The 15,631-nt window shown below is 62.8% G+C and carries 14 protein-coding genes and 2 tRNA genes; 9 read left to right on the forward strand and 7 right to left on the reverse strand.

Annotated elements, in window-relative coordinates; translation table 11 throughout:
* The first annotated feature begins 447 nt into the window (after nt 1-447).
* Entirely contained in the window at nt 448-1,842 is a 1,395-nt protein-coding gene (gabP, locus tag ACIQUS_RS07590; RefSeq protein WP_403045006.1) for a GABA permease, read from the forward strand.
* Between the two features lie 140 nt (nt 1,843-1,982).
* On the opposite strand, the gene ACIQUS_RS07595 is transcribed toward gabP, so the two are convergent.
* Both ACIQUS_RS07595 and ppk2 read right to left on the reverse strand, forming a co-directional pair.
* Complete coding sequence (locus ACIQUS_RS07595; RefSeq protein ID WP_403045009.1) at nt 1,983-2,420, reverse strand: hypothetical protein; 438 nt, start codon at nt 2,418-2,420, stop codon at nt 1,983-1,985.
* 71 nt (nt 2,421-2,491) lie between these two features.
* Entirely contained in the window at nt 2,492-3,496 is a 1,005-nt protein-coding gene (gene ppk2, locus ACIQUS_RS07600; protein ID WP_403045012.1) for a polyphosphate kinase 2, read from the reverse strand.
* 264 nt (nt 3,497-3,760) lie between these two features.
* On the opposite strand from ppk2, the gene ACIQUS_RS07605 reads away from it, so the two are divergent.
* Nucleotides 3,761-5,329: a DUF3300 domain-containing protein gene (locus ACIQUS_RS07605; RefSeq protein ID WP_403045015.1), complete on the forward strand. Its 1,569-nt coding sequence runs from the start codon at nt 3,761-3,763 to the stop codon at nt 5,327-5,329.
* Nucleotides 5,326-6,243: a DUF2950 domain-containing protein gene (locus ACIQUS_RS07610; protein ID WP_403045017.1), complete on the forward strand. Its 918-nt coding sequence runs from the start codon at nt 5,326-5,328 to the stop codon at nt 6,241-6,243. The genes ACIQUS_RS07605 and ACIQUS_RS07610 overlap by 4 nt, the downstream gene beginning before the upstream one ends.
* Nucleotides 6,244-6,305: 62 nt before the next feature.
* On the opposite strand, the gene ACIQUS_RS07615 is transcribed toward ACIQUS_RS07610, so the two are convergent.
* The 5 genes from ACIQUS_RS07615 to ACIQUS_RS07635 form a co-directional block, all read right to left on the reverse strand.
* Nucleotides 6,306-6,381 (reverse strand) — tRNA-Phe (locus ACIQUS_RS07615).
* A 53-nt stretch (nt 6,382-6,434) separates the two neighbouring features.
* Nucleotides 6,435-6,510, reverse strand: a tRNA-Phe gene (locus ACIQUS_RS07620).
* A 92-nt stretch (nt 6,511-6,602) separates the two neighbouring features.
* A complete protein-coding gene (locus ACIQUS_RS07625) occupies nt 6,603-6,875 on the reverse strand; it encodes an oxidative damage protection protein (protein WP_403045020.1) in 273 nt (90 codons plus the stop codon).
* The gene (gene mutY / locus ACIQUS_RS07630; RefSeq protein ID WP_403045023.1) at nt 6,872-7,939 is read right to left on the reverse strand and encodes an A/G-specific adenine glycosylase; all 1,068 of its coding nucleotides are present in this window, start codon (nt 7,937-7,939) and stop codon (nt 6,872-6,874) included. Before mutY ends, ACIQUS_RS07625 begins: the two co-directional genes overlap by 4 nt.
* On the reverse strand, nt 7,936-10,188 hold the full coding sequence (locus ACIQUS_RS07635) for an AsmA family protein (protein ID WP_403045026.1): 2,253 nt from the start codon (nt 10,186-10,188) through the stop codon (nt 7,936-7,938). Before ACIQUS_RS07635 ends, mutY begins: the two co-directional genes overlap by 4 nt.
* A gap of 376 nt (nt 10,189-10,564) precedes the next feature.
* Here ACIQUS_RS07635 and ACIQUS_RS07640 point away from each other — a divergent pair, with 376 nt between their 5' ends.
* The 6 genes from ACIQUS_RS07640 to hisF all read left to right on the forward strand — a co-directional run bounded on the left by ACIQUS_RS07640 (nt 10,565) and on the right by hisF (nt 15,482).
* Entirely contained in the window at nt 10,565-12,226 is a 1,662-nt protein-coding gene (locus ACIQUS_RS07640) for an OFA family MFS transporter (protein WP_403045028.1), read from the forward strand.
* Between the two features lie 202 nt (nt 12,227-12,428).
* Entirely contained in the window at nt 12,429-13,022 is a 594-nt protein-coding gene (hisB, locus tag ACIQUS_RS07645) for an imidazoleglycerol-phosphate dehydratase HisB (RefSeq protein WP_028942262.1), read from the forward strand.
* Entirely contained in the window at nt 13,022-13,660 is a 639-nt protein-coding gene (gene hisH / locus ACIQUS_RS07650) for an imidazole glycerol phosphate synthase subunit HisH (protein ID WP_403045031.1), read from the forward strand. The genes hisB and hisH overlap by 1 nt, the downstream gene beginning before the upstream one ends.
* Entirely contained in the window at nt 13,660-13,920 is a 261-nt protein-coding gene (locus ACIQUS_RS07655; RefSeq protein ID WP_403045034.1) for a DUF2164 domain-containing protein, read from the forward strand. The genes hisH and ACIQUS_RS07655 overlap by 1 nt, the downstream gene beginning before the upstream one ends.
* A gap of 43 nt (nt 13,921-13,963) precedes the next feature.
* Nucleotides 13,964-14,701: a 1-(5-phosphoribosyl)-5-[(5-phosphoribosylamino)methylideneamino]imidazole-4-carboxamide isomerase gene (hisA, locus tag ACIQUS_RS07660; protein WP_403045037.1), complete on the forward strand. Its 738-nt coding sequence runs from the start codon at nt 13,964-13,966 to the stop codon at nt 14,699-14,701.
* 10 nt (nt 14,702-14,711) lie between these two features.
* Nucleotides 14,712-15,482 (forward strand): imidazole glycerol phosphate synthase subunit HisF, encoded by a 771-nt coding sequence (gene hisF / locus ACIQUS_RS07665; protein ID WP_273910522.1) that lies wholly within the window; start codon nt 14,712-14,714, stop codon nt 15,480-15,482.
* The last annotated feature ends 149 nt before the right edge of the window (nt 15,483-15,631 follow it).

A 15,631-nucleotide genomic window follows, 5' to 3' on the forward strand; every position in this document is an offset into this window, starting at 1 on the left:
CCGCCTGCCCTCGTTTCCTGGGCCGGAGCCTTGATGAAAAAAGGCGCGATGGTGACAGTTTTGGCCTGTGCTGGGAAGTCGTTTCTGACCTTGCGCACAGGTTTGCGCCCCGATTCGCGGCTTTGGTTGTACCTTTGGGTTGCGCCTTTTTGCTTCCTGGGTGTGCGCAAGGTGTTACCGCAGGCCGGTTGTGGTGCGCCTGGGTAATTGTAAGTGGGTATTTCAGTAATTAGCTTATTCCAGGGAATTCTAATGGGCTTTCGGTCAGGCGGTGGCCGAAAGGCCTGCAAGCCTTGCAGGATGGGGGTGGAGCAAAGTTTCTAACGAACGGTCATTGGCCTGGCGCGGTTATTGCGTGAGTGTTCAGCAACAGGATGTAGCACTCTTTTTATCCAAGGCGCGCCTCAGGTCGCAGGATTAAAACGCAATTCTTGCAAAGGTAGTTTTATGAGCGGTACGCACAATTCCAATGACCTCGCTCAGGGGCTCAAACAGCGGCATGTCACCATGCTGTCCATTGCTGGCGTGATCGGTGCCGGCTTGTTCGTGGGCTCCGGCCACGCCATCGCCGCCGCCGGTCCCGCCGTGCTGCTGGCCTACGCCGCTGCCGGTACCCTGGTGGTGCTGGTGATGCGCATGCTGGGCGAGATGGCGGTCGCTTCGCCGGATACCGGTTCCTTCTCTACGTATGCCGACAAGGCCATCGGCCACTGGGCCGGCTTTACCATCGGCTGGCTGTACTGGTGGTTCTGGGTACTGGTGATCCCGCTGGAGGCCAACGCCGCGGCGACTATCCTGCATGCCTGGTTCCCCGATATCGGCATCTGGGTCTTCACCCTCGTCATCACCTTGCTACTGACCGCGACCAACCTGTTCAGCGTGAAGAACTACGGTGAGTTCGAGTTCTGGTTCGCCCTGCTCAAGGTGGTGGCGATCATCGGCTTCATCATCCTCGGCTTGGCCGCGGTGTTCGGCTTGCTGCCCAACAGCCAGGTCAGCGGTGTCAGCCACCTGATCGACACCCAGGGCTTCATGCCCAACGGCCTGGGCGCGGTGCTGGCAGCCATGCTGACCACCATGTTCTCGTTCATGGGTACCGAGATCGTTACCATCGCTGCTGCCGAATCCAAGGATCCGGGCAAGCAGATCTCCAAGGCCACCAACTCGGTGATCTGGCGGATCTTCCTGTTCTACCTCGTGTCGATCTTCCTGGTCGTGGCCCTGGTGCCATGGAACAGCCCGGAGCTGGCCGAAGTGGGCTCCTACCAGACCGTGCTCAACCTGATGGGCGTGCCTAACGCCAAGCTGATCGTCGACATCGTCGTCCTGATCGCGGTGACCAGCTGCCTGAACTCGGCGCTGTACACCTCCTCGCGCATGCTCTTCTCCCTGAGCAAGCGTGGCGATGCACCGGCCATGGCCCAGCGCACCACCTCCAGCGGTACCCCGTATGTCGCGGTGGTGCTGTCGACGGCGGCGGCGTTCCTGACCGTGATCGCCAACTACCTGGCCCCGGCTGCGGTGTTCGAGTTCCTGCTGGCCAGCTCCGGCGCCATTGCCTTGCTGGTGTACCTGGTGATTGCCGTGTCGCAGCTGCGCATGCGCCGCCAGCGCATGGCCCGTGGCGAGAAGATCGCCTTCAAGATGTGGCTGTTCCCGGGTCTGACCTGGGCGACCATCCTGTTCATCGTTGCGATCCTGACCGTGATGTTCGTCCGTCCGGATCATCGCATCGAGATCATCGCCACCGCTTTGCTGTCCATTGCCGTGGTCGCGGCCGGCCTGCTGGTCGCGCGCAAGCGCAAGGCCGAGGCGGCCGGGCGTGTGGTGCTGAACAACTGATTCGGTGCTGATGCAATGAAAAAGGCCGCGATCTTCAAGGATCGCGGCCTTTTTGTTTGGGCTGTCCCGGCCTCTTCGCGGGGCAAGCCCGCTCCTACGGGGTGTAGGAGCGGGCTTGCCCCGCGAAGAGGCCCTTCAGGTCAACCGAACTTCTTCTGCTGCTTGGATACCGCTTCGGACGCTGCGATGTAGGCTTCCTGGAACTCGTCGCTTTCCAGCCAGGCCATGGTGGCGTCGTCGTCGGTGCCGTCCAGCCATTTGCGGTAGGCGGTGAAGACCATGACGATGTAGTCGGTGGCGTGCTCTTCCTTGTGACCCTTGAGCACCAGGGCCAGCAGCGGGTCGACCAGGAACACCGAGATCAGCGCCACCAGGCCGTTTTCCTGGGCCTGCTTCATCTTCTCGAACAGGGCGTTGTAGCTGCCCGATTCCATGGCCTTGTTGAACACCTGCTCGACGCTGGCACTGGAGCTTTCGCCGCCGCTCTTGACCGCCTGGCCGCTACGCACCATGCGGTTCTCGCGGGCCTTGGTGGCGGCGCGCTTGGCGCGTTTCTGTTGTTTGCTGCTGGAGGCCATCGGTGCACCCTTGTGCTGAGTCTGACAAATGCTGCGTATTGAAACGCAGTTGGCAGGGAAACCCAAGCGCATCAGCTGGCCAGGGGACGCTCATCGTCTTCCAGTACCCGTGAAGCCCGGTCTACCAGCAGCGGGTCCGGGTGATGGGCCACGCTCAGGTCCTTGCCCGGATAGTCCAGCGAATGCAGGAAGTGACGGATGCAGTTGATCCGCGCACGCTTCTTGTCGTCGGACTTGATCACTGTCCATGGCGCATCGGCAGTGTCGGTATGAAAGAACATTGCCTCCTTGGCGGCGGTGTATTCGTCCCACTTGTCCAGCGACTTGATGTCGATGGGTGACAGCTTCCAGTGCTTGAGCGGGTCGTCGCGGCGCGAGATGAAGCGGCGCAGCTGCTCTTCGCGATTGACCGAGAACCAGTACTTGAACAGCAGGATGCCGCTGTTGCAGAGCATGCGCTCGAGGTCGGGAGCCTGGCGCATGAACTCCAGGTACTGCAGGGGCGAGCAGAACTCCATGACCCGCTCGACGCCAGCGCGGTTGTACCAGGAGCGGTCGAAGAAGACCATTTCGCCCGACGTCGGCAGGTGTTGGATGTAGCGCTGAAAGTACCACTGGCCCTTCTCCTGCTCCGAGGGCTTCTCCAGGGCGACGATCCGTGCGCCGCGGGGGTTGAGGTGCTCCATGAAGCGCTTGATGGTGCCGCCCTTGCCAGCCGCGTCGCGGCCTTCGAACAGCACGACGATGCGCTGGCCGGTTTCCTTGGCCCAGCTTTGCACCTTGAGCAGTTCGATCTGCAGCTCGTGCTTGGCTTTTTCGTACTCGGCGCGGCGCATGCGGGTGCGATAGGGGTAGCTGGCCGGCAGCTTCGCCGTGGTGCTGTCTTCGTTCGAACCGCGCGGGGCCGAGGCGACCTTCAGGGCGGCCGGTTGCTGGCTGATGGCGCTGATTTCACCGTTGGTGGTGACGCTCGCCGGTTTGCGCGGGGTGCGTGGTCTGCGTGGCTGGCGCAGGTGTGGGGTGCTTGCGGGCGTTTGCGGTGCGGGCAAGGGCAGGGCGGTGGATTCTTCGGTCATGAGCGGCCTGTTGGGTCTTTTGAATGTCCACCAGGCATTTTAAGGCGCTGTTGCAAGTCCATATTGACGGTGATCAAGCGCCTGGGCTTTGTGTTTCCGGGCGCATTGTTCCTGGTGTGAGCGTGAGTCGATGGCAAAAACCAGATGTTTGCTACGCTTCATGAAGCGGCATTGAAGCTTGGGTCTGCAGTTTGCAGCGTCGGCTTTCACCTTCCTGACAGTGTTCCACTCATCCAAATCCGGTCATGACTACATGGAGTTGCAATGCGCATTCCATTCTTTTACGGGTTGTCAGCTGTCCTTTTCTTGAGCGGTTCTTGCTGGGCGGCGCAGCCAGTGGATGCGCTCGCATTTTCTCCTTCGCCGGCACCGGCACCTGCACCCGCACCCGCGCCTGCAGCAGCACCTGCACCGCCACCACCAGCACCAGCTCCTGCCCCGGCACCGACTCAAGAGGCCGTGTTCACGCAGGAGAAGCTGGATCAAATGCTGGCGCCCATAGCGCTTTATCCGGATCCGCTGCTGGCACAGGTACTGATGGCCACCACCTACCCCGGGGAAGTTGGCGAGGCAGTCGCCTGGTCCAAGGCGCACCCGGACGCCAAGGGCGACGATGCGGTCAAGCAGGTGGCGAGCCAGCCCTGGGACCCGAGTGTGCAGGCGTTGGTCGCCTTTCCGCAGGTCCTGGCAACGCTGGGGCAGGATCCCGTCTGGGTACAACGCCTGGGTGACGCCTTCCTGGCGCAGCCCAACGATGTCATGACGAGTGTGCAGCGCTTGCGTCATCAGGCGCAGGCTGCAGGCAACCTGCAGAGCAACCAGTATCAGAACGTGACGATCCAGAACGCTGCGCCGCCGGCACCTGCGGCCACAGCTCCAGCCCCGGCTGCGGCCCCAGCCCCAGCCCCTGCCAGCAGCTCCACCATCATCATCGAGCCTGCCGACCCGCAGGTGGTGTACGTGCCCACCTATAACCCGACAACCACCTACGGCACCTGGGCCTACCCGGCGTCGCCTCCCACCTACTATCCACCGCCTCCGGCCTATTACCCCGGCCAGGCATTGGTGGCCGGGCTTGCGTTTGGCGCCGGCGTGGCGATCATCGGATCGTTGTGGGGGGAGTGTGACTGGAACGACAACGACGTCGACATCGACGTCAACCGCTACAACAACATCAATCGCAACAACCAGATCACCAACAACAGGTGGGAGCACAACCCGGTCCATCGCAATGGCGTGCCCTATCGAGACAGCAGGAGCCGCGAGCAGTACGGTCGGCAACTGAACGGTGCCACTCAGCGTGCGGCCTATCGAGGGGATGATGCCCAGCGCACCCAGGCCCGTGAAAATGCCCGCCAGTCGATGGAGAAGGCCGGCTTCGAGCGGCCAGCCACCAGCAACCGCGAGGCGCGGGATCAAATGCGCGAAGCCCGCTCCGAGGGCGGCACTCGGTTGCAGCAAGGTGCCGACAGGCCGAGGGTATCGGATAGAGACCAGGGTGCCGCCCGGGCTGCTCGGGAGCACCAGCAACCCCGCAGGCAAGCTGATCAGGTAGGCCAGCAGCCCCGCAGGCAGGCCGACCAGGCGGGCCAGCGCAGGGAGGGCCAGTCGCAGGCGCGTCAAACGGCGAGCAAACGGCCGACCGCCAGTGCGGGCAGTGCCCGCAACAATGCGTTCGCCGGTGCGCGGTCGCCCTCCAGGGTCGACGCGCAGGCCAGTCGTGGTCGGATCAGCCAGGCATCCGCCCAGCGCCCCAGCAGCGCGCGAGCGGCTGGCCGCCAGGTCAGTCGGCCGGCCAGTGCACCGGCACGTCAAGGGAGGGGGCGCCGTTGAATAACATTCCGGGAGTGAAGTCGCTCAAGGGCGTGCTTGTTCATGCCCTGGCGATCATCGCAGGCCTTGGGTGGTCGCTCATCGTTGCCGCGCAGGAGGTGTTTCCGACGCCGGAAAAGGCCGCTCAGGCGTTTGTCGAAGCATTGGGTACGGAGCACGCCAATCACCAGCGCCTGGCAGAGCTTCTGGGGGAGGAGTGGCACAGCTTCATCCCTCGCGAAGGCTCGCAGCGCGAAGATGTGGATGCATTCCTGAAGCAGTACCACGAGCAGAACCACATCGAAAAAGTCAGTGACAACAAGGCGCTTCTCTCAGTGGGCAGTAACAACTGGACGTTGCCTATTCCCATGGTGAAAGGCACCAACGGTTGGCACTTTGACCTCAAGGCCGGTCGTGCCGAAGTCCGTGCGCGTCGAATCGGTCGCAACGAGCTCGCTGCGGTTCAGTCGGCGCTGGCCTATCACGACGCCCAGATGGACTACGCGGCAGTGGATCGCGACGGTGACGGCGCGCTTGAGTATGCGCAGAAAATCTTCAGCACCCCCGGCAAGCACGACGGGCTTTACTGGGCGGACGACGATAGCGGCCAGATCAGTCCATTGGGGCCCGAATTCGGCAAGACCATTGCCGGCGAAGCCTGGCGTGGTTACCGCTTCCGCATCCTCGATGGGCAGGGGCCTTCAGCACCGGGTGGCGCCTACAGCTACCTGATCGGTGACAAGATGAGCCGCGGCTTTGCACTGATCGCCTGGCCGGAGAAATACGATGACACCGGGGTGATGAGTTTCATGATCAGTCATGACGGGCAGGTCTTCGAGAAGGACCTGGGGCCCGGCGGAGAAAAGCTGGCGAAGGCAATGAAGCGCTTCGACCCGGATGACAGCTGGAAGGAAGTGGATGCCGAGCAGCACTAGGGCGGGGAATCGCAGGCAATAAAAAACCCCAAGGACAATTGTTCCTTGGGGTTTCGTATAGATGGTGCCCAGAGACGGAATCGAACCGCCGACACGGGGATTTTCAATCCCCTGCTCTACCGACTGAGCTATCTGGGCATCGGTACTAAAAAACCCCAAGGACTTGGTGTTCCTTGGGGTTTTGGTATTAGTGGTGCCCAGAGACGGAATCGAACCGCCGACACGGGGATTTTCAATCCCCTGCTCTACCGACTGAGCTATCTGGGCAACGGGGCGCATTAAAAGGCTTTTTCGGATTTGCGTCAACGACTTTTTGAAGATTTTTTTAAATTAATTCCGTCGCTTACGTTTTCCGGGGGTCATTCGGCAGGCGGCACGTAGCCTTCGGCCTTCTCGTATTCCTGACCGGAGAAGAATTTGTCCATCTCGCCCTGGAGGAACTTGCGGTCCTCGGCGTTCATCATGTTCAGACGCTTCTCGTTGATCAGCATGGTCTGTTCTTTCTGCCAGTCGGCCCAGGCCTTCTGCGAGATGTGTTCGAAGATGTCCTGGCCCTTGGCGCCCGGGTAGGGTGGGCGCTCCAGGCCTGGCAGTTGTTCTTTGTACTTGCGGCACATTACGGTACGGGTCATCGCGACTCTCCTGCGATCAAGACGTCGGCCGCGCGTTTGAGCAGTTTTTTCACCGGAGCGGCGAGCCCCAGGCGCGGCGGGGTGGCGAGGTTATACCAGAGCCAGTCGGCCTCGGCCACGTGGGACCGGGTGTCGTCGACCCGGACCAGCCAGGGTTCGATGGCCAGCTGGAAGTGGCTGAAGGTGTGGGTCAGGCCGTCCAGCGCCTGGCTGCCGGCCAGGCTCAGGCCGTGCTGTTCGGCCAGATCGTCGAGCTGCTCCAGGTTGTCGAGCTCCGGCAGGCTCCACAAACCGCCCCAGAGGCCCGTGGAAGGCCGACGGTAAAGCAGGATGGCGCCTTCGTGGTTGGCCAGCAGCGGCATCAGGGTGCGCCGCTGGGGCAGCTCCTTGCGCGGCTTGGGTACCGGGTAGCGGATCTCCTGGCCGAGCATATGCGCTTCACAGCCGAGCTTGAGCGGGCACAAGAGGCAGCTGGGCTTGCTGCGGGTGCACAGGGTGGCGCCCAGGTCCATCATCGCCTGGGTGTAGTGGTTGACCCGGGCGTGCGGGGTAAAGCGCTCGGCGTTGGCCCACAGTGCCTTGGCCACCTTCGGCTCTCCCGGATAACCCTCCTGGGCGGTGTAGCGGGCCAGCACGCGCTTGACGTTACCGTCGAGAATCGGTGCGCGCAGGCCCATGCTGATGCTGGCGATCGCGCCGGCGGTGGACAGGCCGATGCCGGGCAACTCCGTGAGTTTTTCGACATCGCGGGGAAATTCGCCACCGTACTGCTCGACGACGATCTTCGCGGTCTTTTGCAGGTTGCGCGCCCGGGTGTAGTAACCCAGGCCCGTCCACAGGTGCAGCACTTCGTCCTCAGGGGCCTCGGCCAGGGCCTGCACGGTCGGCAGGGCGTCCATGAAGCGGCTGAAGTAGTTGAGCACGGTGCTGACCTGGGTCTGCTGCAGCATGATCTCCGACACCCACACCCGGTACGGGGTGATGCCCTGTTGCCAGGGCAGGTCGTGGCGGCCGTTGCGGTCGTACCATTCCAGAACGGCGCTGGAAAACTGCTCGGGGCTCATCGCTTGAACAACCCCTTGAGTGCGTCCTTGAGTTCCGGACTGACCTTGTCGCCGAGTTTCTCGTCGATCTTCTCGCCGAGTTTCTCGCTGGCCCGGTCACCGGCCAGCCTGGCGGCGACCTTGCCCAGACCGTCCTTGTCCAGACGGCAGGCCTTGGCGCCGAGCTCCAGCGGACCGCGGCAGCGCAGTGGCAGCTCGAGGCCGACATAACGTTCGCCGACCTGGCAGGCCGGGTCCGGCATGTCACGCTTGTCGCCTTCGACGATGACCCCGATCCGGTAGTCCATGCCCAGTACGCGCAGGTCGATGTCGCCCTGGCCGTTGACACTCAGGCCCGGGATGCGCGCCATGAGGTTGGGGTTGCTGGCCACGCCGTTGCGCAGCACCAGGCTGCCCTTGAGCTCTTCGAACGGTGTGTCCTTGCCCCGCGGCTCGCCGTTCAGATCCTTGCGGTTGAGGGTGGCGATGGCCTGGCACAGCTGTTGTTCGAGGTTGGCATTGACCAGCACGCCATCGTTGATGACAAAGCTGGCATTGCCGTTGAGGGTGTCGATCAGGGCTTTCTGGCTGTTGCCGGTGGCAGTCAGGTCGCTTGTCAGGGTCAGCAGGCCCTTGACCGGCGGCGTTTCGCCCTGGCGCTTGATGAAGTGTTCAACCGGCACCCGGTTGATCTTGGTGGTCAGGCCGATCTGCGGCACTGCCGGGCGCACGTCGAGGGTGCCCTTGGTGTTGAAGTCACCGTTGTAGAGCCCGCCGCTCAGGGTTTCCAGGGTGATCAGGCCACCCTGGCCCTGGGTCTTGAGATGGGCGTTCTCGATCGGCAGTTTGTCCAGGGTGAGCAGGCCGAAGGTCAGGTCGGCCTGCAGGTCGACCTGGCGCAGGCGGTCGACCGGCAGCAGCTTGTCGTTGCTCCAGGCCACCTGGGTCGGCGCGTCCGGCAGCGGCGTGTTGCCGGCACTGGCCAGGGCCCCGGCTTCCTTGCTCTTGACCTCGGCCTGGCGCGCCGCCGTGGCGCTGGCGGCCGCTTCGCTCTTGGCCGGCATGTAGCGGTCGGCGTCGAACTTGTCGGCCTTGAGCTGGATGCGCAGGGCTTGCTTGGCGAAGTCTTCGACGGCCAGGCGGCCGCTGAAGGTGCTGTCGTCGAGTTTGATTGCCAGGTCTTCCAGGGCCAGGCTGGTGGGGTTGCCCTGCAGGCGGCTGACCATTTCGAACTTGCCCAGGCTGGTGGCGTCGGTAGAGGCCGGCAGCGGGTGGCCGATGCTGTCCATGAAGGTGCGCAGGTTGAGCTGGGCGATGGACAGGCCGCCGCTGAGCTGCGGGGTCTTGTCCAGTTCGCGCAGGTTCAGCTCGCCCAGGGCGCGCAGCTGGTTGGCCGATAGCTTCAGGCCGTTCCATTCGGCGACGTTGGCCGCCAGATCGACCAGCAACTGGCCCTGGGCGGCGAACGTCAGGGTCTTGCCCTGCAGTGGCTCGCCCGAGGCTTCGCCGCTGAGTTTCATGTCTTCGAACTGGTAGCGCTTGAGGCGACGGTCGAAGCGCAGTTCACCGTTGAGCTCGGTGCGTGCCTTGATCACCGGTTGCCCGGCGCTGAGGAAGGCGGTCAGCTTCAGCGGGATGTTCACCCCTTCATGCACCGCACCGGTACTCAGCTGGATGCTTTCGGCGCCAAAGGTCTGGCCGCTGCGCGCGTCGCTGTACTGTACCCGGGCGTTGTTCACGGTCAGGCTGTCGATATCCAGCCTGACCGGGCGATCGATGGCGCTGTCCTTGGTCTCGGCCTTGGCGGCGGCATCGCCGGCGAGCGCAGGGGGCGAGGCCTCAGCCGGGGTCGATGGTGCGGTCGGCAGTGGCTTGCCGATGTCTTCCCAGTTGCCATGGCCGTGTTCATCGCGGCTCAGGGTCAGGCTCAGGCCTTCGACGCGCACGTCGCTCATCTGCACTTCACGGCGTAGCAAGGGCAGGACCCGCACCGACAGGCCAAGCATCTGCAGGTCGGCAAACGGCACTTTCGGGTTGTTCAGGGTGGCGATGCTGGCTTCATGCAGCTCCAGCCCCAGCCAGGGGAACAGGCTCCAGCCGATGTCCCCATTGAGCGTCAGCTCGACGTGGGCCTTTTCGCGTGCCAGCTGGCGAATCTCGTCTTTGTAGTCGTTGGGATCGAAGAGGTGGGTCAGGGCGAAGCCCAGAGCCACAATGATCAGCAACAACCCGAGAAGCACCAGCCCCAGGATTTTGCCGAACGCTTTCATGGGCGAGTCCTTGTAGTCCGAATTCATAAGTCAGCCGCAGAGTATAGCGCTGCGATTGTCGTCACTGGGTGACCGAGGTTTGCCGAAGATTTTTCCTACAGCGCATGCGGATTCAGCTGAGTGAGTAATTCATGCATTTTCGCGTTTCGACAACGATGGGAGTCACAGTTCCTTGCAAACAGGCATCAGTGGCCGAAGAAAAGACAGTATCAGCTTGCTATCAGAGAGGGGCGCGGGTGCTACGCTTGCGCCGCCCACAGGCCCTGCTGTGGCGATTTGTCGCGACGTGCAGGGCGATTGCGCCAAAACAGCGACGCGTTACGGCGAGCCAGGGTCGCAGGCCGATGGGCTTACCTTTCTACACGAGAACATGACAATGAGCAGCAGTATTACTGCAGGCGCCTTGGCTGGCGGTCCAGGGTTCCTGTCCAAGGAACGGATCATCGCCGCCCCCGGCTTCAATCGCTGGCTGGTGCCGCCGGCGGCCCTGGCCATTCACCTGTGCATCGGCATGGCCTACGGGTTTTCGGTGTTCTGGCTACCGTTGTCGCAAGCCATTGGTATCACTGCCCCGGTGGCCTGTGCGCCGGACATGGGCTTCTTCGCCCGCCTGTTCAGCGCCGAGTGCGACTGGCAGATTTCGATGTTGAGCTGGGTCTACACCTTGTTCTTCGTATTTCTGGGCTGCTCGGCCGCCATCTGGGGTGGCTGGTTGGAGCATGCCGGGCCACGCAAGGCCGGGGTGGTATCGGCACTGTGCTGGTGCGGCGGCCTGCTGATCTCGGCGTTCGGTATCTACACCCATCAGCTCTGGCTGATGTGGCTCGGCTCGGGGGTGATCGGCGGCATTGGCCTGGGGCTGGGCTACATCTCGCCGGTTTCGACCCTCATAAAGTGGTTCCCGGACAAGCGCGGCATGGCCACTGGCATGGCGATCATGGGCTTTGGCGGCGGGGCCATGGTCGGTGCGCCGCTGGCGGCTGCGCTGATGAACCACTTCGCCAGCCCTGAAGGCGTCGGCGTGTGGCAGAGTTTTGTAGTGATGGCGGCGATCTACTTCGTGTTCATGATCGGCGGGGCACTGGCCTATCGCGTACCACCCACTGGCTGGAAGCCCGAAGGCTGGAGCGCACCGTTGAAGAAGACCGGCAATGCGATGATCACCCATCGGCACGTGCATGTCAGTGTGGCGTGGAAAACCCCGCAGTTCGTGCTGATCTGGCTGGTACTTTGCCTGAACGTGTCGGCGGGGATCGGCATTCTCGGCATGGCCTCACCTTTGTTGCAGGAGGTTTTCGCCGGCAAATTGCTGGGCAACGACCTGAGCTTCAGCGAGCTCGACACCGCACAACTGGCGCAGATCGCCGCAATTGCCGCCGGATTCACCGGCCTGCTCAGCCTGTTCAACATTGGCGGGCGCTTTTTCTGGGCATCGTTCTCCGACTACATCGGCCGCAAGAACACCTATTTTGCCTTCTTTGCCCTGGGCGTGGCCCTGTATGCGCTGGTGCCGAACATGGGCCACCTGGGCAGCATCGCCCTGTTCGCAGTGGCATTCTGCATCATCCTGTCGATGTACGGTGGTGGCTTCGCCACGGTTCCGGCCTACCTGGCCGACCTGTTCGGGACCCAGATGGTCGGCGCCATTCATGGGCGCCTGCTGACCGCCTGGGCGGCCGCCGGTGTGCTCGGTCCGGTACTGATCACCTACCTGCGTGAGTACCAACTGGCCCTGGGTGTGGAGCGGGCCGCGGTCTACGACGTCACCCTGTACATCCTCGCCGGCCTGCTGGCGCTGGGGTTCATCTGTAATGCCCTGGTGCGCCCGGTCGCCGACAAGTACTTCATGACCGACGCGCAACTGGCAGCCGAACAGGCGCTGGGCCATGACCAGGGCAACGCCAACGCTCGCGCCCTGGAATGGAAAGCCGCGCCGGGCAGCCTGCCGCTGGTGGTCGCGGCCTGGCTGGTGGTGGGTGTTCCTCTTGCCTGGGGAATCTGGGTGACGTTGCAGAAGACAGCAGTGCTGTTCAACTAGACCCTGTAGGAGCGGGCTTGCCCCGCGATGCGATGTGGCTGACAGATCGCAATCGCGGGGCAAGCCCGCTCCTACAGGGAATGTGTGAAATTTGGGGAAATACCAGGTAAATCCCCTGCCACATGTCATCTTCGTTTCATGCCAGGCGCTTCTGGGCCTATAATGATCACCTTTTTCGCCCAATGATTTTGCGGAGCTGGTGATGGTCGAACGTAAGGCTTCCGTCGAGCGCAATACTCTGGAAACCCAGATCAAGGCCTCGATCAACCTGGATGGCAGCGGCAAGGCCCGATTCGATATCGGTGTGCCTTTCCTTGAACACATGCTCGACCAGATCGCCCGACATGGGCTGATCGATCTCGACATCGAGTGCAAGGGCGACCTGCATATCGACGATCACCATACGGTCGAAGACGTCGGCATCACCCTGGGCCAGGCCTTCAACCAGGCCATCGGCGACAAGAAGGGCATCCGCCGCTACGGCCATGCCTATGTGCCGCTCGATGAAGCGCTGTCGCGCGTGGTCATTGACTTCTCCGGTCGTCCCGGCCTGCAGATGCACGTGCCCTACACCCGTGCCTCGGTGGGCGGCTTCGATGTCGACCTGTTCCAGGAATTCTTCCAGGGCTTCGTCAACCACGCCAACGTCACCCTGCACATCGACAACCTGCGTGGGCACAACACCCACCACCAGATCGAGACGGTGTTCAAGGCTTTCGGCCGCGCCCTGCGCATGGCCATCGAGCTGGATGAGCGCATGGCCGGGCAGATGCCCTCCACCAAAGGTTGCCTGTAATGCAGACCGTTGCCGTTATCGACTATGGCATGGGCAACCTGCACTCGGTGGCCAAGGCCCTGGAGCACGTCGGCGCCGGCAAGGTGCTGATCACCAGCGACGCCGCGGTGATCCGCGAAGCCGATCGCGTGGTGTTCCCCGGTGTGGGTGCGATCCGCGACTGCATGGCCGAAATTCGCCGCCTGGGCTTCGACAGCCTGGTGCGTGAAGTCAGCCAGGATCGCCCGTTCCTGGGTATCTGCGTCGGCATGCAGGCCCTGCTCGAACACAGCGAAGAGAACGACGGTGTCGACTGCATCGGCCTGTTCCCAGGTCAGGTGAAGTTCTTCGGCAAAGACCTGCACGAAGACGGCGAGCACCTGAAGGTGCCGCACATGGGCTGGAACGAAGTCAGCCAGATCATTGACCACCCGCTGTGGCACAACATCCCGGACCTTGCGCGTTTCTACTTCGTGCACAGCTACTACGTCACCGCGGCCAAGGCCCTGCAGGTGGTGGGACGTGGGCACTACGGCGTCGACTTTGCCGCCGTACTGGCCGAAGGCTCGCGTTTTGCCGTGCAGTTCCACCCGGAAAAGAGCCATACCCATGGCTTGCAGCTGCTGCAGAACTTCGCGGCCTGGGACGGACGCTGGTAATGAGCAAGTCCAGGACCAGGACGCCGATCCTGACCCTCGCCCCCGAGCAGGAGCGCGAGGCGCTCGATACCCTCAAGCGCTTTCTTGAAGAGCGCTTCGAGCTGCAACTGGGCTCGTTCGAGGTAGCCGAGGTCCTGGAGTTGTTCAGCAAGGAGATTGCTCCGCACTATTACAACAGGGCGATTTTCGACGTGCAGACGCACCTCAAGGAGAGGTTCGAGAGCATCGAAAGCGACTTGTGGGCGCTCGAGAAGAACTGACTTCCCGGGCATCGCTGTTTACCGAATTGAACAGGTTTTCCAGATGCTGATTATCCCCGCTATCGATCTTAAAGACGGTGCCTGCGTACGTCTGCGCCAGGGCCGCATGGAAGATTCCACGGTATTTTCCGATGACCCGGTGAGCATGGCCGCCAAATGGGTCGAGGGCGGCTGCCGTCGTCTGCATCTGGTCGACCTCAACGGTGCCTTCGAAGGCCAGCCGGTCAACGGCGAGGTGGTGACCGCCATCGCCAAGCGCTACCCGAACCTGCCGATCCAGATCGGCGGCGGCATCCGCTCGCTGGAAACCATCGAACATTACGTCAAGGCCGGCGTCAGCTACGTGATCATCGGCACCAAGGCGGTCAAGCAGCCGGAGTTCGTCGCCGAGGCCTGCCGTGCCTTCCCGGGCAAGGTGATTGTCGGCCTGGACGCCAAGGACGGTTTCGTCGCCACCGACGGTTGGGCTGAAGTCAGCTCGGTGCAGGTCATCGACCTGGCCAAGCGTTTCGAGGCCGATGGCGTCTCGGCGATCGTCTACACCGATATCGCCAAGGACGGCATGATGCAGGGCTGCAACGTACCGTTCACCAAGGCCCTGGCCGAAGCCACGAAGATCCCGGTGATCGCTTCCGGCGGCATCCACAACCTGGGTGACATCAAGGCCCTGCTCGACGCCAAGGCACCGGGCATCATCGGCGCAATCACCGGCCGCGCCATTTACGAAGGCACCCTGGACGTCGCCGAGGCACAAGCCTTCTGCGACGCCTACAACGGCTGAGGAGAACGCCATGGCCCTGGCCAAACGCATCATCCCTTGCCTGGACGTGGATAACGGCCGGGTGGTCAAGGGTGTCAAGTTCGAGAACATCCGCGACGCCGGCGACCCGGTCGAAATCGCCCGTCGCTACGATGAGCAGGGCGCCGATGAGATCACCTTCCTCGACATCACCGCCAGCGTCGATGGCCGCGACACCACCCTGCACACCGTCGAGCGCATGGCCAGCCAGGTGTTCATCCCGCTGACCGTGGGGGGCGGCGTGCGCACCGTGCAGGATATTCGTAACCTGCTCAATGCCGGTGCCGACAAGGTTTCGATCAACACCGCCGCGGTGTTCAATCCGGAGTTCGTCGGCGAAGCCGCTGCGCACTTCGGCTCCCAGTGCATCGTGGTGGCCATCGATGCCAAAAAGGTTTCCGCGCCGGGCGAAACCCCGCGCTGGGAAATCTTCACCCATGGCGGACGCAAGCCGACCGGCCTGGACGCGGTGGAGTGGGCGAAGAAGATGGAAGGCCTGGGTGCCGGTGAGATCCTGCTGACCAGCATGGACCAGGACGGCATGAAGAATGGCTTTGACCTGGGCGTGACCCGCGCCATCAGCGATGCCCTGGGTATTCCAGTGATTGCTTCCGGTGGTGTGGGCAATCTGCAGCACCTGGCCGACGGGATCCTCGAGGGCCATGCCAGTGCGGTGCTGGCGGCGAGCATCTTCCACTTCGGTGAGTACACCGTGCCGGAGGCCAAGGCCTACATGGCACAGCGCGGTATCGTCGTTCGTTGATAGCGTCAGCTCCCCTTGGGAGCTATGACGATTTGTAGCCGCTGCCGCCAGGCTGCGATCGGCCGCGAAGCGGTCGTAGAAACACCGAGGTGCCTGGGTTGCGACTGCTGCGCAGTCGATCGCAGCCTGGCGGCAGCGGCTACAAGATT

The sequence above is a fragment of the Pseudomonas sp. NPDC090755 genome (assembly GCF_044769005.1).
Taxonomy (GTDB): Bacteria; Pseudomonadota; Gammaproteobacteria; order Pseudomonadales; family Pseudomonadaceae; genus Aquipseudomonas.